The organism is Companilactobacillus crustorum JCM 15951 (genome assembly GCF_001434585.1).
Taxonomy (GTDB): domain Bacteria; phylum Bacillota; class Bacilli; order Lactobacillales; family Lactobacillaceae; genus Companilactobacillus; species Companilactobacillus crustorum.
This window is the reverse complement of sequence record NZ_AZDB01000009.1, coordinates 51,215-69,260: the sequence shown is the minus strand read 5'-3', so window position 1 is coordinate 69,260 and position 18,046 is coordinate 51,215. Positions and strand designations below refer to the sequence as shown.

At 35.0% G+C, this 18,046-nt stretch carries 16 protein-coding genes; 9 read left to right on the top strand and 7 right to left on the bottom strand.

Annotated features, from left to right (window positions below; genetic code table 11):
* The 5 genes from FD26_RS04150 (at position 1) to nagA (FD26_RS04130) (ending at position 5,728) form a co-directional block, all read left to right on the top strand.
* The gene (locus tag FD26_RS04150) at positions 1–843 is read left to right on the top strand and encodes a PTS system mannose/fructose/sorbose family transporter subunit IID (RefSeq protein WP_338081002.1); all 843 of its coding nucleotides are present in this window, start codon (positions 1–3) and stop codon (positions 841–843) included.
* 12 nt (positions 844–855) lie between these two features.
* On the top strand, positions 856–1,281 hold the full coding sequence (locus FD26_RS04145; RefSeq protein ID WP_057867178.1) for a PTS sugar transporter subunit IIA: 426 nt from the start codon (positions 856–858) through the stop codon (positions 1,279–1,281).
* Positions 1,274–3,289: a hypothetical protein gene (locus FD26_RS04140; RefSeq protein WP_057867177.1), complete on the top strand. Its 2,016-nt coding sequence runs from the start codon at positions 1,274–1,276 to the stop codon at positions 3,287–3,289. The genes FD26_RS04145 and FD26_RS04140 overlap by 8 nt, the downstream gene beginning before the upstream one ends.
* 26 nt (positions 3,290–3,315) lie before the next feature.
* Positions 3,316–4,488, top strand: coding sequence for an SIS domain-containing protein (locus tag FD26_RS04135; RefSeq protein ID WP_057867176.1), 1,173 nt, complete (start codon positions 3,316–3,318; stop codon positions 4,486–4,488).
* Between the two features lie 79 nt (positions 4,489–4,567).
* A complete protein-coding gene (gene nagA, locus FD26_RS04130) occupies positions 4,568–5,728 on the top strand; it encodes an N-acetylglucosamine-6-phosphate deacetylase (RefSeq protein WP_057867175.1) in 1,161 nt (386 codons plus the stop codon).
* 63 nt (positions 5,729–5,791) lie between these two features.
* Here the strand turns inward: nagA (FD26_RS04130) and FD26_RS11370 are convergent, their stop codons facing one another.
* Together FD26_RS11370 and FD26_RS11365 are read right to left on the bottom strand one after the other, a co-directional pair.
* A complete protein-coding gene (locus FD26_RS11370) occupies positions 5,792–6,160 on the bottom strand; it encodes a LysR substrate-binding domain-containing protein (RefSeq protein WP_261766176.1) in 369 nt (122 codons plus the stop codon).
* Between the two features lie 50 nt (positions 6,161–6,210).
* Positions 6,211–6,687, bottom strand: a complete 477-nt coding sequence (locus FD26_RS11365; RefSeq protein ID WP_261766175.1) for a LysR family transcriptional regulator — start codon at positions 6,685–6,687, stop codon at positions 6,211–6,213.
* A 122-nt stretch (positions 6,688–6,809) separates the two neighbouring features.
* On the opposite strand from FD26_RS11365, the gene FD26_RS04120 reads away from it, so the two are divergent.
* The 4 genes from FD26_RS04120 to FD26_RS04105 all read left to right on the top strand — a co-directional run bounded on the left by FD26_RS04120 (position 6,810) and on the right by FD26_RS04105 (position 10,123).
* Positions 6,810–7,538 (top strand): DUF554 domain-containing protein, encoded by a 729-nt coding sequence (locus FD26_RS04120; protein WP_057867174.1) that lies wholly within the window; start codon positions 6,810–6,812, stop codon positions 7,536–7,538.
* A gap of 183 nt (positions 7,539–7,721) precedes the next feature.
* Complete coding sequence (locus FD26_RS04115) at positions 7,722–8,009, top strand: hypothetical protein (protein WP_057867173.1); 288 nt, start codon at positions 7,722–7,724, stop codon at positions 8,007–8,009.
* A gap of 93 nt (positions 8,010–8,102) precedes the next feature.
* The gene (gene nagA / locus FD26_RS04110) at positions 8,103–9,263 is read left to right on the top strand and encodes an N-acetylglucosamine-6-phosphate deacetylase (protein WP_057867172.1); all 1,161 of its coding nucleotides are present in this window, start codon (positions 8,103–8,105) and stop codon (positions 9,261–9,263) included.
* Between the two features lie 116 nt (positions 9,264–9,379).
* Positions 9,380–10,123 (top strand): glycerophosphodiester phosphodiesterase family protein, encoded by a 744-nt coding sequence (locus FD26_RS04105; RefSeq protein ID WP_057867171.1) that lies wholly within the window; start codon positions 9,380–9,382, stop codon positions 10,121–10,123.
* Between the two features lie 429 nt (positions 10,124–10,552).
* Here the strand turns inward: FD26_RS04105 and FD26_RS04100 are convergent, their stop codons facing one another.
* The 5 genes from FD26_RS04100 to FD26_RS11140 form a co-directional block, all read right to left on the bottom strand.
* A complete protein-coding gene (locus FD26_RS04100; protein ID WP_057867170.1) occupies positions 10,553–12,481 on the bottom strand; it encodes an Ig-like domain-containing protein in 1,929 nt (642 codons plus the stop codon).
* A 168-nt stretch (positions 12,482–12,649) separates the two neighbouring features.
* On the bottom strand, positions 12,650–13,999 hold the full coding sequence (locus FD26_RS04095; protein WP_057867169.1) for a zinc ribbon domain-containing protein: 1,350 nt from the start codon (positions 13,997–13,999) through the stop codon (positions 12,650–12,652).
* A gap of 258 nt (positions 14,000–14,257) precedes the next feature.
* Positions 14,258–16,198, bottom strand: a complete 1,941-nt coding sequence (locus FD26_RS04090) for an ABC transporter ATP-binding protein/permease (RefSeq protein ID WP_057867168.1) — start codon at positions 16,196–16,198, stop codon at positions 14,258–14,260.
* A 187-nt stretch (positions 16,199–16,385) separates the two neighbouring features.
* On the bottom strand, positions 16,386–17,009 hold the full coding sequence (locus tag FD26_RS04085; protein ID WP_057867167.1) for a response regulator transcription factor: 624 nt from the start codon (positions 17,007–17,009) through the stop codon (positions 16,386–16,388).
* Positions 17,002–17,664: a sensor histidine kinase gene (locus tag FD26_RS11140; protein ID WP_162254847.1), complete on the bottom strand. Its 663-nt coding sequence runs from the start codon at positions 17,662–17,664 to the stop codon at positions 17,002–17,004. Before FD26_RS11140 ends, FD26_RS04085 begins: the two co-directional genes overlap by 8 nt.
* Between the last annotated feature and the right edge of the window lie 382 nt (positions 17,665–18,046).

Genomic DNA, 18,046 nt, shown 5'->3' with positions numbered 1-18,046 from the left:
ATTCGGATTAAATTTGCAATCTACCAATTAACTAAAAAGGATTTTGCCCAAATTAACAGACGTAGTTTGTTTGGTTTCCAAATGGGTTGGAATTACGAAAGAATGCAAGGTTCAGGTTATTTGTACATGATCTTGCCACAACTAAGAAAAATTTATGGTGATGGTACTCCAGAGCTAAAAGAAGCTATGAAGACTCATAACCAATTCTTCAACACAAGTAATTTCTTTAACACAATTATTACTGGTATCGATCTTGCCATTGAAGGTAAGGAAGGTGCTGACTCACTTGATACTGTTGCTGGTATTAAGACAGGTCTTATGGGACCATTTGCCGCTATCGGTGATTCACTTTTCGCTGCTTTAGTACCAACTATTATGGGTGCTATTGCTGCTACTATGGCTGCACAAGGTAATCCATTAGGATTGTTCCTTTGGTTAGCTGTCAATATTGCCATCATGGTATTCCGTTGGAAACAACTTCACTTTGCTTACAAGCAACTTCACTTTGCTTACAAGACAGGTACAAAACTTGTTTCTGAAATGCAAGGTCAACTAAATGCTTTAACAGATGCTGCTACATTGCTTGGTGTCTTCATTGTTGGTGCTTTGATTGCAAGTATGATCAATATTCAAGTACCATTTGTTGCCCACTTAGGTAAAGTTTCATTAAGTGTTCAAACTAACATTGATATGATTCTTCCAAAGCTTGTTCCAGCCTGTGTCGTAGGTCTTGTTTACTGGTTATTAGGTAAGAAGGGTATGACATCAACAAAAGTTATCTTTATTGTTATTATCTTTGCTATTGCTCTATCAGCAATCGGCGTACTTGGCAAAATTGGTTAGGAGGATTTAAATATGGCATTAATCTTGATGAGTCATGGAAACATGGCAATTGAAACATTAAAATCAGCAGAATTAATTATCGGTGAACTACCTGAAACAACAGCTTTAGGACTACAAAAATCTGATGGTCCTGAAGACTTGAAGGCTAAGGCCGAAACAGAAATCAAAAAGTATTACGGCAAAGAACCTGTTTATTTGATTGTTGATTTACTTGGCGGAACTCCAGGTAATGTTGCAGTCAATTTGACACAAACTTATCCGGAAATGCACGTTATTTCTGGTTTGAATTTGACTATGGTTATTAATTACGCTAATCAAAAATTTGTAGGCTCAGACATTAAAGTCGCAGATCTTATGAAGGAAGCTAAAGACGGAATTGTTGATGTCAATGCCTTCTTGAATGCAGACTCTGATGAGGACGATGAAGAGGATGAATAATCCGTACCGCTATACATTAAGATTAGCAATTGATAAGAATATATATGATGCTGATAAGAGAAAACGATTGATTGATTTTGTCAAAAAAGCTCAAATTGCAGATGTTGCCTTTTTCATCAATCAAGAAGAATTATCAGATGCTCATATAACTCCTAAAAAAGCTCAAGAATTAATCGCCAATGTTGATGAAGTTAGTCAACCATTGAAAGAGCTCGGTATTACGATCAGTTTAAATCCATGGACAACTATGAATCATTCTGATCGTGGTATTAATATCAATCCAGAACTTGATATTAAGCCAATGGTTAACTATCAAGGTGTCAAAAGTATTTCTATGGCTTGTCCAGGTTATGCCGGATGGGCTGATTATATTAGTGAAATCTATGGTATTTGGGCAAGTATTCATCCCAATGAACTGTGGCTTGAGGATGATTTCAGACATTACAAGAATGCGCCATTTAAGTTAGGCTGTTTTTGCGATGATCATATGAAAAAATACAATGATATTTTAGGGACAGATTTATCTCGACAAGAATTTGTTGAGAAGATGTTTACCGGTGGTGAGAATAAATATCGTAATGCCTATTTACAAGTGGCACGAGCTGAAATTTTACATGTGGCTCATATGATTGAACAAAGAGTCCATGAAGTTTCGCCAACTACTACATTAGGATTAATGAGTTCTTGGCCTGAAGTTCATGCGCTTGAAGGTCGTGATTGGCAAAGACTGCTTGATGAGCTTAGTGGTGCAAATACACCAGCTGTATCTAGACCGCATTTACCAGCATATAACGAGGTTAGCCCTCAACAATATGCTCGCGATTTTGAAAAATATACAGTTGCTACCAGAACAGAAATAGGTCCTGAACATAAGATTTATCCTGAAATGGAAAGCTTCTTATATTCACCTTATGCCAAATCAAATAAATTTACGCAATTTCAATTAGATACTACCAGTTTGGTTCATGCAAACGGCGTACTGCTCAATATGTTCAGTATGATGGGTGATGGAATTAATCCAACTTATCATTACGATGATCTTTTAAATCATGATAAGAAATATTTGGATTTCTTATTTGAAAATGGAATAGATCTTGAACAACGAGCTGGTGTAATCGTACCAATGAATCAAGATGTTGCTAAGACAAAAATTGATGCTGAGGGTACTTTAGAAGGTTTAATGGCTTCGCAAACACAATGGTTAGAGCTGCTATCTACAATGGGCATTGCTACTAAACCACTTAATTATATTGGTCAGGAAATCAAAAATAAGTGTGTTGCAATAACAGGAAACTTTTTAAATACTTTATCAGATGAACAAATTGAACAATTGTTGACTCGCAATTTTGCCCTTTTGGACGGGGATGCCGTAGTTATTTTAAATAATCGTCATCTTTTGAATCTAATTAATGCAACAAGTATCGAACGATTGCAAAATCGATCAGGCCAGCAGTCATTTGAACAATTTGATGGGACAACAATTTCTGGGGTTACTGATCCTAGAATAACAATGCTGACTCATACAGGTGATTACGTAAAAATAAATTATAAGGCTCCAGTATCAGTTCATTCATCAGCTTATGATCGGTTTGAAAATCAGCTAGGTCCAGTAACTGTCAGTGATGACAAGTACTATATTTTACCAATGACTGATTCTCCAAAGTACGGTTGGCAAGCTCAATATACTGATATTCGTGAAGGCGACTTGAAGCATTTCTTTAAAGAACAGTTAAGCGTTCCATATTTAGTCAACATGTACAATTGCAAATTAGTTATCGATGAAAAACAAACTAAGATGATTATTAGCAATTGGTCGATTGATGACATTAACGGAATTAATTTCTTCTTAAAGGATCGTCATGTTAAGCAAGCCTCAATAACTTATCGTGATGAAAACAATCAATTACAAAACGAAGTCTTAGATGTGTCATTGGATTCAAAAGGAATCTACCACATTGACTTCACTGTTAAGGAATTAGCAGTTATTCACATTCAATTCTTAGATTAAAAATAATTAGAGAAGGGATCAATATCGTGTTTACTAAAACAGATCAAGAACTAGAAAAGATGGGGGCTAAGATTACAACCCGTGAAATTCAACAACAACCAGATTTATGGAAAGAAGCATTTCAAAACTACACTAATAAAAAATCAGAAATCGATAACTTTTTAGAAAAAGTAACTTCGACATATCCAAATCAAAAAATAAGAGTTATCTTTACTGGTGCTGGTACTTCAGCTTATGTAGGAGATACGCTTAGACCATATTTAAATCGTGCTGGCGATACTTCACGTTTTGTTTTTGAAAGTATTCCTACAACTGATATTGTTTCTGCTCCTTTAGATAATCTAAGAAGTGAAGATCCTACAATTTTGGTTTCCTTTGCCAGAAGTGGTAATAGTCCTGAAAGTGTAGCTACTGTAGAACTAGCTGAAAAAATTGTTAAGAATTTGTATCAAATTACTATTACATGTGCTCCAGAAGGTCATTTAGCTAAAAAGGCTGAAAATGAAGATGCTAATTTGTTACTTCTTCAACCAGCTCTTTCAAACGATAAGGGATTCGCCATGACTGGAAGTTTCTCTTGTATGACCCTAACAGCTGCATTGATCTTTGATACAAGTGCTGAAGACAAAAAGTCAGCTTGGGTAGATACAATGATTAAAATGGGCCAAGAAGTAATTAGCCGTGAAGATGAAATTCAAGCTTATGCTGACCTAGATTATGACCGTATCACATACTTAGGCAGTGGTTCACTTTCAGGTCTAACTCGTGAAGCTCAATTGAAGGTTCTTGAATTAACTGCTGGGGCATTGACAACAATCTTTGATTCATCAATGGGATTCCGTCATGGTCCTAAGTCATATGTTAATGGCAAGACAATTGTCTTTGATTTCATGAGCAACGATAAATACACTCGTCAATATGATGTAGATATCTTGGAAGAAATTAAAGGCGATGAAATCTGTAAAGAAGTTGTGGGTGTCGGTACTTCTGATGATAATGATTTCTCAGGCAAGAACTTCTTCATTGAAGCAGGAGATAAAGATCTTCCAGAAATTTATCAAGCTTTGCCAGATGTAATCTTTGCACAAACATTTGCTTTGATGAATTCAATCAAAGTAAATAACATACCAGATACACCTTCAGCTAGTGGAACAGTTAACCGTGTTGTTAAGGGTGTTACAATTCACGATTACGAATAAAAAGTTTTAAAATTCAGAAAGGTTGAAACAACTATGTTTCAACCTTTTATAGTTAAAGATTTAAGGGAGAATAAAGTTAATGTCATATTATATTCACGCTAAAAAATTCTTTTTAAAAAATACTACTGAAAATGGTGGCTACTTAGAAGTTACTGATGACGGTAAGTTTGGTGATTTCTTCACTGAAGAAGAAGGAAAACCAGCTGGTAAAATTGTTGATTATTACGATAAATTCATTGCCCCAGGTTTAGTTGATACTCATATCCACGGTTTAGTTGGTCATGATGTTATGGATGATGATTTCGACAAATTGAATGAAATGTCAGAAGGCTTGTTAAAAGCTGGTGTTACTTCATGGTTGCCAACAACTTTGACAGCTTCACACGAACAACTCTTGAGTATCTGCCACACAATTGGTGACAATTATAAGAAAGTTACCGGTGCTAAAGTTCAAGGAATCCACTTTGAGGGACCTTTCTATACAGAAAAACACAAGGGTGCTCAAAATCCTAAGTACTTTAGAGATCCAGATGCTGAAGAATTTAAAGACTGGCAAGATGCTTCACATGGCATGATCAGAAAGATTTCAATTGCCCCTGAAAGAAAGGGAGCACCTGAGTTTGTCAAAGCGGTTGCCTCTGATAAAGTTGCTGTATACCTTGGTCACAGTGATGCCACTTTTGAACAAGCTAAGGCCTGTGTTGAAGCAGGTGCTACAGGATTTACACATACCTATAACGGTATGAGTGGTTTGAACCACAGATTACCTGGTATGGTTGGTGCCGCACTTTCAATGCACTTAGTTGATGATGAATTGATCTGTGATGGTCACCATGTTAATCCATATGCAGCTCGTATCGTAGTTGAGAAAAAAGGTGCTGAACATGTTGCCTTGATTACTGATTGTATGCGTGCTGGTTTAATGCCAGATGGCGACTACGTATTGGGTGAATTGCCAGTTGTCGTCGCTAATGGAACAGCCAAATTGAAAGCAGCTCCACATAGTTTGGCAGGATCAATTTTGATGTTAAATGAAGCTATCAAGAATGTAGTTGACTGGAACATTGCTACAGCTGAAGAAGCCGTTGAAATGGCTAGTTACACCGCTGCTAAGAGTTCTAAAGTACTTGATAAATGTGGAATTATTGCTTCAGGTAGAGATGCTGACTTTATCGTCCTTGATGATGATATGACATTGTCAGAAACATATCTTGATGGTGTTTCAAGATATCAAGCATAAAAATTAAAAAGACCTAATGGCCTTTTTATTTAGTCATTAGATCTTTTTTTGTGGGCTGATAATTTACTCATTCGTAAGTAACTCAGTTTGTTCGAGAGCAAATTTCCAAAATAATTCGACCATATTTGAAGTGTTGTCTTTTCTTTTGAGAAATGCTAGTTGGCTATTGACCTTGGGAATGAATGGCAAAACTTTAATATTATTAAAGTCAGTGAGATTAAACGATTTATTCATTGCGATTGATATTCCGACGCCTTGATCAATCATGTCCAGAATCAAATTCATTCTTTGGCCTTTGTAGATAATTTTAGGTTTTAAAGCCATATTCTGAAATATTTTCGATGCAGGATTAGATTTACTAATGGTATCTTTCATCAATAATATTGATTCGTTTTTTAACATGTCGTAATTTATGTAGTCGTGTTGTGCCAAGTTACTATTTTTAGGAACTAACGCAACGAGATGATCTTTTTCATTGGTGATTATATTGCACGAAGGGATATTATAGTGTTGAAAATTCTGGTAAATATAATGTCAGCTTTCTCATGATTTAAGGCGTGTTCTAATTTGTCAGCGTTAGTTTCTGTAAGTTCAAGCCGAATCTCAGGATAATTTTTAGCAAAATTAGTAATGATATGAGCTGCCTGATACTGAGATAAAGATGGCAGAACTTTAATTACTAAAGGACGTCCCTTTAGTCCAACCTGATGATTGATTAATTGATTTAAACTATTTTCTTGCTGCAAGATTTCTTTAGCCTTGGGTAGTAGTGCCATGCCGGTTTTTGTCAGCTTAACTTGGCGATGAGCCCTTATAAAGAGTTTTACTTTCCATTCATCCTCAAGAGCAATGATGTATTTTGAAATTGTCGATTGTGAAAGAAATAATCTTTCAGCACTTTGACTGTAATTTTGAGTTTCCGCTAAATCAATAAAGACGGCTAATTTTTTAGTATCCACCATTTACCTTCTAACTATTCTTAATTTGAATAGTCTAACATAAAATCGGAATTGTTCTTCAATTTGGCGACAACTAGACTATTACTTGTAGTTATTTTTAATCAATACAAGGAGTCTTTTTTATGCCAGTTGGCGTTATAACGAATATATTTGCTATTCTTTTTGGTGGAATCGCTGGAACACTTGGTGGCAAATTAATGTCAGATAATTTTAAAGAAGGTCTAAATATGACCTTCAGTATTTGCTCGATTTGCATGGGGATTTATGCAATTGCGCCTTTGAAGAATTTAGCTGCGGTTATTTTTGCAGTTATTATTGGAACTAGTTTAGGTATTATTTTTCATTTGGGAAAAGCTGTTAATCGTGGTGCTCAGGGTATGGAACGATTCATTTCACGTTTTGTTAAGGCACCCGCTCAAATGGATCAAAAAACATTTGAAACGACTTTAGTTACTGTGATTGTTTTATTTTGTGCTAGTGGAACGGGTATTTATGGTACCTTGACCGAAGGTATTAATGGTGATGCAACTATTTTGATATCTAAGTCGATTCTTGATTTTTTTGCCGCAGTTATTTTTGGGGCCAACTTAGGGGCAGTTATTTCACTCATTGCTGTTCCACAATTTATTATTCTAATGATAATTTTTTTTCTAGCACATATTATTGTCCCTCTGACTACGCCAGATATGATTTTAGATTTTAAGGCAGCCGGGGGAGTCTTGATGTTGGCCAGTGGCTTTCGTATCACAAAGATTAAAATGTTCCCTACCGCTGATATGATTCCTATTATGGTTGTTATCATGCCCATATCCTGGCTCTGGACTAATATTATCGTCCCATTGATTCATTAAAAAATATTGTTTAAAGTTTGAAAATAAAGAGACAGTGCGATGACCAAGAGGGGTTATTGTACTGTCTCTTTATTATTAAAATCTGAAATTTGTTAATTCAAGAAATATTGTTGTGAGGTTCAAGACATAAACAAGCAATAAGAAAGGTAATCTTGAATTAATATATAAGGACGGTGAAGCGAGATGGATAAAAATACAGAAATTATTGAAAGTATGAAGAATTTAAGTACAGCTTTGAATAAATATCACAGTAATACTGAGACAGCACACTATGTTCAAGAAACTTTAATAGAATTACAGAAAAGCAAAGCGGTTGATTTTATCGGCAATTTTATGTATTTTTTAACAAAAACCGCGATGTTGAAAAGATCGGAAGGTGTCGTTTTGAATGAGACCGAAGATAAATTGTGGCATGAAGTAGCTTCTTATAAGGATATTGGCTATAAGCTTTTCCCAGGAATCGGATTTTAAAAAATTTATAGTTAATAAATTTAATTGTCGTCGTGGTATAGACCGGTAGAAAATGGTATAATGAAACCGTTAAAATTAGAAGGAGAATAGATAATGTCATATTACATTCACGCTAAAAAATTCTTTTTAAAAAATACTACTGAAAATGGTGGCTACCTGGAAGTCACTGATGACGGTAAGTTTGGTAAATTCTATACTACTGATGATAAGAAACCAGAAGGCAAGATTGTTGATTATTCAGACAAGTTTATTGCCCCAGGTCTTGTAGATACACATATTCATGGTTTGGTTGGACATGATGTTATGGATGACGACTTCGACAAGTTAAATGAAATGTCAGAAGGTCTTTTGAAGGCTGGTGTTACTTCATGGTTGCCAACAACTTTGACAGCTTCACATGATCAACTAAAACATATTTGTCAAACAATCGGTGACAATTACAAAAAAGCTACTGGTGCTAAGATTCAAGGTATTCACTTTGAAGGACCTTTCTATACAGAAAAACACAAAGGTGCTCAAAATCCTAAATATTTCAGAGATCCAGATGCTGAAGAATTTGAAGATTGGCAAGATGCTGCCCATGGCATGATTAAGAAAATTTCTATTGCTCCTGAAAGAAAAGGCGCTCCAGAATTTGTTAAAGCAGTTGCTTCAGATGATGTTGCTGTATATCTTGGTCATAGTGATGCTACCTTTGAACAAGCCAAGGCTTGTGTTGAAGCAGGTGCTACAGGATTTACACATACATACAATGGTATGAGTGGATTAAATCACAGATTGCCAGGTATGGTTGGTGCTGCTCTTTCAATGCATTTAGTTGATGATGAATTAATCTGTGATGGTCATCACGTTAACCCATTTGCTGCTCGTATCGTAATTGAAAAGAAGGGTGCCGAACACGTTGCCCTAATTACTGATTGTATGCGTGCTGGTTTAATGCCAGATGGTGACTACGTACTAGGTGAACTACCAGTTGTCGTTGCCGACGGAACAGCTAGATTAAAAGATGAAACACACAATTTGGCTGGTTCAATTTTGATGTTAAATGAAGCTATCAAGAATGTAGTTGATTGGAATATTGCTACAGATGAAGAAGCTGTTGAGATGGCTAGTTATACAGCTGCTAAGAGTTCTAAAGTACTTGATAAGTGCGGTATCATCGCTGATGGCAGAGATGCTGACTTTATTGTACTTGATGACGATATGACATTGTCAGAAACATATCTTGATGGTGTTTCAAGATATCAAGCCTAGTTTGTCTAAACCGATAATTTAATTATGAAAATGCAATAAAACCGAGGATATTAAAGTACTCTCGGTTTTTTGTATTTTGGGCATTGATGTATAATTTACATATTGGAGGATTTATGATGGATAAAAAAATTATTGCTCATAGAGGAATACCAACTTTAGCACCAGAGAATACAATGGCTTCTTTTAATGTAGTTGTTAATCATGATGTTAAATGGATCGAAACTGATCTAAGTATTACTAAAGACGAAAGTGTTTTTGTGATCCATGATGATAAGCTGAATCGTACAACTAATCAATCAGGCTCAATCGAAACAGTTGATAGTTCAGTAGTTGAGAGTGCCGATGCAGGATATTGGTTTGCAGAAAGGTTTCGTGGAGAAAAGGTACCAACTTTGGATCAATTGATCGATTTTCTTAATATCCACAAAATAAATGCCAATATAGAATTAAAAGGTGTTGTTGGGGACAATGCTAATTATTTGGCTGATAAGTTAGTTGAAAAATTTGCTAAAGCATTGGAACGCTTGGATGAACATGTTGAATTGATTATTTCAAGTTTCAATCCCATAATGCTAGAAAAAATGTATAAGTTAAAGCCTGATTTAAAATATGCGGTATTATTTAGTCGTGCCACATTAGGTGATGATTGGAATTTAGTTATGCAAGCATGTCATGCTCAAATAGTTCATCCTGATAGTGCAGGTTTAACGGAAAATAAAGTAAAACAAATGAAAGACTATGGTTATGAAATCAATGTTTGGACGGTTGATGATATCAATCGTGCTCAAGAATTGTTGAGTTGGGGCGTAGATGGAATAATCACTAATATTGCCGATCGGATGTCTTTTTTAGAAGAATAAAAGCATACAAAATGACCTCAGAATCAGTTGAACGAGTAACTGTATTCCGAGGCCTTTTTGTCTAGACTAAATTGGAGGATTCATATTGAAAATTATTAGCTTGCTGTTTTTTTAGGGGCAGAAGCCTGACTCCAATAAGTTAAACACAGTATCTATGAATTTAAATTGACCAATACTGCAAAATCTAATCTATTTTTCAGATCTTGCCTCATCTTGATTCAATCTAAGATTTAAAACTATTCCCATTCATAATAACTACCGCTATTACGATTTTTTAAATCGGTGAAATTTTGGTAGATGCTTGCCCACAGTGTGAGACTTCGAAGAATAGGAACTACATCGCTTTCATTTCTATTCTTCTTGATGACAAGTATAAACAATTTTGAGTAATAACCAATAAAAGACCCCCACAACGTACTCTATGTACAGTTAGATTGTATCTTCAATATTCCAACTTAGAGTTGTTTGATATTTCCCTGCAGTTGAATTAGTACCATTAAGTTGTAAAAGCAGACCTTCATCTTTATTCCAATTTATTGATTGAAAAGTTTGATCTTCGTTAGAATCGGCAATTAAAAATTTATTAGTAAGAGGATAAATAATACCGTTACGACAAAAATCTAAAGTGGCTGCTAAAGGGATTTTGCCATCTTTTAGAAATGGCTTAGGTTGATTCAAGTAAAATTTTACAGGGTTCTTTTTGCGTCTTTCATCATCGATAGAAATGACATTATTAGGGGAATTAGTATCGCTTGTCCGATATTTTAGACCTTTATTTTCAAAAGAATAAATGGACTCGAATTGAATGTCTTTAATATGAGGAATGATTTGATTAGTTATGTATTTTAAATGTAATTTTGAACCAATACCTTGATAGCTGTTATTTTCGGAATCCGTACCTGTAAAAGAAGGAGTGGAAGCAAATTCCATTTCTTTTTTTATACCTCGGGTTAAGGTATTGATTACAACTTGATGGTGAGCACCCATTTTAAGTTCGTTGACGTCAATATCTATTAATTTGTTACTGTTGTTAGTATTAGATATCGATTCGTAGTCAGTGGTAAGTTTTCCATCGATTGTAATACTGTTTATTTCAGTCCCTAAGCTAAGATAGGTTTTTAAATGAGTGTTAAGAAGATTGTGATTACTATTATTATTTAAATTCATAGTGTATTCAATGATATCGCCATTCACGACATTGTTGAGATAATTGTCAGTATCAGTTTCATTTTTAAAGGAAGTATTTTTCTGTTTGTCAGTTAGCACAACTTTTGAATCCAGAGCTGGTAAAACAGTTAATAGACCGTAACTGGTTCTTAATTCTTTGTTCTTTAGCTTAATGATGGCGTAATATTTTTCGCCATCATCCTTACTGGAAGTTATATCGGTGGTATATTCAAAAGGATTAGTAGGTGTTGATAAAGCAGTCGTTTGTTTATCATCTTTACTTTTTTTATACCATTGGACTTTTATATTGTTGTAATCGTTATCTCTAGTTGCATTATCGAATCCTTGAATAGAAAAGGTAACTCTTTGTCCAGCTCGAACTTTTTGATCAAAAAGTCCGCCACCTACATTCATTAACTTAGTGTCACTAGCTTCAGTGCCATCCTTATTAATAATTGTACCTTTAACAAAGAAACTGCCTTCTTTACCAGGGACAGCCGTAATTTTTCCGTTGGAATCTATTGTAGCTAGAGATGGATCACTGACAGACCAAGTGACCTCTTCAGTGGAGTTTTGAGGGTCAGGAGTAGCGTTCGCAAAAGCAGTGTCATTGTTAAAAGTGTTAGTTGAATTGTAAATGTAATTAGTATCAACATTTACTGTTAAGGATTTGGCGGGAACATCGCGAGATGTTACATGAACTGCGGCCACATTTGAGTAGTAATTTTCGGAGGTGAAAATTCCTCGATAGTGGTCATGAAGCTGATAGTAGGTGGTCCCAAGTTGGTTAGTTTTGACCTTTAAAGAGGAGCTATTAGAGTTAGGAACTTGACTCCAACTCGGATCATCCTCTTTTCTTTGGTACCAAGTATGTGTAAGAGGTTCAAAAGGATTTTCTGTGAAACTTGCTGTAGATCTTACTGAGTTAGTTACAATTGATAGCTCATTGCCAGAAGTAATGTAGTAGTCTGGTTTGGGATTGATATTGAAGCCGCCAGAAAGCCAAATACCTATACCCATACCCATACCCATACTGATGGGGCGCTTAGAAGGTTTGCGATAGTAATTATTATCTTCGCGGCTAGCGGCTTGAATTATTTCTGGTTGCTCTCCTACTACGAATAATAAGGAGAGCGTGAGAATAGGTAAAATAAGAAATCTGAGATTTTTAAAAATAAAAATTAGATTCATAAAATTCCTCCTCACTAGTTGTCTATACCAGTACTTAGTATATAAAATAATAGTGATAAGAGAAAGCAAATATTGCAATTTATTTTTCAATATTTTGATAACAAAAAAGCTATAAATCCGACTACGGGATTTATAGCTTTTTTAAAATATAATTTATACATTAAGAATCTATCTTATTCTAGGGCGTAGAGCATATGCCATTACTAATGAAATGATTGAAGTAATTAGCAAGACATAGAAACTTGTTCCAAATGATCCACTAGTAGTAACAGCAACTTGACCAGTGATAGCAGAGGAATTTACCACTCCAGCATATAAAATACCGTATAAGGCGGCATAAAGTATGGTAGGGAGTAGTGTGAAAATTCTTACCAACCGAATACTACCACGAGATCTAAAGCATCCGGCAATCAAGGCTATTACAGGGGACATGAAACAGATTAAGCGAATAGCAGAAAATCCATTAGTTATCCAAGTAGGCTGTGCCCCTAAATTGGCGGTGTAACTTGCAGCATTTGCAATTGTACTTGATAGAGATAATCCATCTAGGAAAGGACCACTAACAGAAGCGATGAAACCAATAATTGATGAAACAATAATTATTTTTTGCGTAGTAGTCTTTCTATTAGGTTTTAGTCTATCGGCAGCCGTTTGGTATTTTTGCTTTTTGGCAGCTTTAGTAGGTCGAGCTTCGTAGTTTTCAGTTGGTGCATCAGTAGCAGTATTATCAGAGCTCTTTTTCAAAGAGGTTTCTTTTTTAAGAGCTTTATTGGCTCCTAATTCGTTCCCGTGTCGTAATTGGGAAAGTAAGAACCATAAGATAATAACGATTGCTAAGGCAATGAAGCCATAATTTCTTTTGACAACTAACAGAATAGCAACGATAATCACAGCAAAGATACTTACATATGAGTTGTTTTTAGTAAACTTCAGCATGTTGTGAATAAAGCCATCATTAGGGTCAACTTCTTCTGCCTTTTGCTTAGCAGCAGCTGCTCTTCGCTCACTTTCAGTAGGTTCAAAAGGATCTTTAAGAGGGTCCTTGATAGGATCTTCAAAGGTCTTATTGTATTTACTTGGTTCAGTCTTTTTATAAGGCTTTTGGGAAATAGGGTTGAAATCATTCTTACTGTAAACTTGAGTTTTATCGTCGATGGGTTCATCGGCACTCGTTTTACTGAAAGATGATCGGTTAGAAGACCCACCATAAGTTTTCATTTCTGGTTCAGGATCTGGACGAATTGGCTCTTCTTTTTTTTGTACATGAGGATGATCGAAAGATCCATATTCCTGTTTTTGAGCAGGTGCTTGTTGTAAAGAAGCCTTTTCTTCAGTTTTAGTTTCTGAAGAAGGTTCCTCTTGATTTAATTCATTTTCGATTTCAGACAATGAACGAATGGTATCATCATCTTTTGTTTCTTTTGTATCCTCGGTATTTTTCTTTTTAAGGGCCCAACCGCAGTTATCACAAAATCTCTGATCTGGATCAACTTTATGGCCACAATTTGGACAAAACATTTTTCGCATTCCTCCATTATGTTGACAAAACAAGTATACAAGAGAACCTATTCTATAGGAAGACATTCAGTGAAAGTTCACAGAAATGTCACATGTTGTATATCCGAAACTCAATTATACAAAATATTCTTAGACTTTGCTTAAAAAGATGATTTAATTTTATTTAAAACTCAGCTATATATACAAAATACCTAATGACTCAGTAAATTTACAAGTCATTAGGTATTTTATTTTAATTAGTTTAAAGTACTATTTGTTTTATTCATCAGTCAATGAATCACGAGGGTCCAACTTAGCGGCACGTCTTGAAGGAGCAAGTGCAGCTAACAAACTAATTACTATACTAATAACGATACCGAAGATAAAGTTACCTGGGGAGATGGAAACAATAGTGGCTTTGAAGGCACTTTCGGTTCCGGCATTGACTCCCATTTGAGCGAGCCAGGCAATGATTGAAGCGAAGACACCTGATAATAGTCCGATTAAGAATGATTCGGAGATGAACATATTACGGATATCTTTCTTTCTAGCACCGATGGCACGTAAGATACCAATTTCTTGAGTTCTTTCGGAAACACTGATGTAAAGAACCACAATAATCATGATTGCTGAAACTATTAGAGAAATTCCAGCGATACCAGCTAGAACATCGAAGGCTAGTTTCAAGTAAGTATTTAGTGAATCGATGATGGCACCGACACCAGTAATGGTGTATTTATTTTGCTTCTTTTTATCAATTGTCGTCTTGTAAGATTTAACTTTTTCTTGAACACCTTTAACGTTCAAAGTGTTATTAACTGACAGAGTGACGAAATTTGGTTTGATGGAAACATTGGCGTCCTTAGCAGCTGATTCAAGTGTGTTATAAGTAACAGCAGAAGAACCGGATTTAATGATGCCGGAAACTTTTAAATTCATAGCTACTTGAGTAGGTTGATTATTTTTATCCAAACTAGTGATATACATCTTCACTGTTTTACCAACCATATTTTTGTAATTATTTTTATCTAGCTTTTGAGCATCAGATTTTAATAGAATGATTTGATTATTTCCTGGCTTTTTACCTTTGGTAATATCACCGGGCTTTTCAGTTGCGTTCCAAGTTTGGAAAAATTGAATGGATGTGTTTTTAGTTCCGTAGTTTACCTTTGGCGATTGTGCAAAATAAGCTTTTTCAACTTTTTTAACATTTTTGATTTTCTTAAATGTATTTACATCAGAGTTGCTGATATTGATACTATTTGGATCGGTATTGTCACGTGAAACAGTTTTGGTTACTTGTATGGCATTAGGATTGACCTGCTTAGTCATTTCACCATTAATATAGTTGGTAATCCCTGAACCTAGGCCCAACATAAAAATAACTGAGAAGATACCAATGGCGGCACCAATGATGATTAAGATATTACGTCCCTTGGTATAACGCATATGTTCCCATGCGAGACGGAAAGTATCGCCAAAACTCAAATGAGTGATTTTTTTGTCAGTGCTGATCTCATTGGGAATAGGATAGGAATTGCGTAATTTTTTGTCAGAATCAACTTTTCCATCTTGGAGATGCACAACTCGAGTACCATAATCCGCTACGATTTGAGAGTGGGTAACGGCAATAACCAGTTTGCCTTCTTTAGCAATGTCGTCGAGAATCTTCAAGACTTCTTCAGTATTCTCGGAATCAAGAGCACCGGTAGGTTCATCAGCAATAATTATTTCAGGATCGTTAGCTAGAGCACGGGCGATGGCCACACGTTGCTTTTGACCACCAGATAATTGACTAGGATGTTTATCAAGATGTTCTGATAAACCAACCTTAGCTAATAATGACTTAGCACGATCAATCCGTTGCCCCTTATTGAGGTCCGACATTTCTAATGGCACCATGACATTTTCTAAAATAGTCAGATGGCTGATTAAATGAAAACTTTGAAAAACAAAACCGACAGTATGACTACGATAATTGTCGAGGGCTTTGTCGGAGCCCTTTTTTAAAGACTTGCCATTGACTAGGATATCGCCTTGAAATTGCGAATCAAGACCACCGATAGTATTTAGTAAGGTAGTTTTACCACCACCAGATTCACCAAGAATAGAAACAAATTCTCCACGATCTAGTTTGAGATTAATTCCCTTTAAAACTGGAAATTCTTGTTTGTTCAGCATAAAGGATTTTTTGACGTCCTTTAATTCAAGTAAGCTCATTTAGTTACCCCTCTTCATTATAATTAGGCGTACGTTGTAGGCCCTATTATAGTATGTTTAAAATTATTTTTCCTTTTTGAAGATTATAGAATTAATAAAAAAACTTCTAATCGTTCATCGACAATTAGAAGTATAGCTTGATTTAAAATATTTAGATATTGAAATAGGTCATAAGATTAATATGACTTTAGTCATATTTTTTCATAAAGAGAGCGACTTCAGTTCGATTGTTAAGCTGCAGTTTTTCAAAAATATTTGTAATGTAATTTTTGACAGTGCCTTCGGATAAGAAAAGAATTGTACTAATTTCTTTGTTACTCTTGCCATCGGCGATTGCTCGAGCAATTTGTAATTCTCGGGTTGTTAAATTAGCAATCATGTCTTGCTGAGTTTTATTTTGGAGACCAGCCACTAAGCTATCACTGATCTGACTGCCGATAATGGCTTCATTGCGATAGACTTTTTTGACGTCGCTAATTAATTCCTTTCCATCGGTATCTTTGAGCAGATAGCCATTAGCACCATTTTTAAGTGCTTGAAAAATATATTCATAATCATTGAAGGTTGTTAGAATAAGGATTTTTACTTCAGGATGAGTTTGATGAACTATTTTAGTAGTCTCAACGCCATTAAGGACAGGCATTTTTATATCCATTAGAACGATATCGCAATTGTTATTTTTTAAATAGTCGATGACTTCTTGTCCATTCTTGGCTTGAAAAACAATTTCAATTTCATCATCGAAACCTAAAACTAAATTTAAACCCTCACGAACGATAGCTTGATCGTCGGCGATAATCATTTTAATCATTAATTTTTACTCCAATCGGAATTGTAATGTCAGTTTTAAAACCACTAGGTTGGTTGCTAGAAAAACTAACAGTTCCATTTAAGTTTTTGACACGATGCTCAATCCCTTTAAGACCATTAGAGGCAACAATATTATTAGCATCTAAACCATTATTGCTTAAATTAAAAATCAAAGTTTGATTTTTAAGTCGTAATTTTATGGTAATTAATGAGCTCTGACCGTGTTTAATACTATTAGTAATGAATTCTTGACTAGTTTTATAAATTAAATCTTTAACAGATATATCTAGCCTATTAACATCAAAATATTTCTGTAGATTGACTTTAACTTTATCCGTAACAGAAATAGAATTGCCTAATTCTTCGAGGGCACTGTTTAGATCGGCTAATTCTTTAGTTTCCTTAAGTTCATTAACGGTTTCTCGCAACTCAACAAGACTATGGTCAATGATACCCTTTGATTTATCGAGGATTTGGTGTGACTTTTTTGGATCGGTATCAATAAATTGATTCAGGGCATCTAAGTGCAATCGTAAAACAATTAAAGAATGTCCTAGCATATCATGCAAATTTTGGGAAATACGTTGTCGCTCTTCAATTAAGGTTAATTCTTTAATTTGATTGGAATAATCTTGCAATTGTTCAACTTTAGTCATTAATTCTTTGTTAAGCCCATCAATAGCACGGTTCTTTTCTAACAAATTGAGATATAAATATGAGATTAAATAAGTACTCCAAAATTGAATTGTATAGGGCGAAAAGATTAAGGCAATGTAGGTTTTCCAAGAGCTAAAATCGTAATTTTTGATTGTTGGGATAGTAAAAAAACTGAAATAAATAATAAATTGAATAATAATAAAGTGTTTAAGCCTGGGCTGGTGTTTGACAGTAAATTCGGCGGTTGCCACGACCATAAAGTAATAATAAATAACTAAAATTGTAAGAGGACCATATAGTTGAACTGGTCCTAATAGAATAAAAATAAGATAGGTAAGGCATTCGAAAATTTTGTTATTTTTAATTCTGTACCAAGGATTA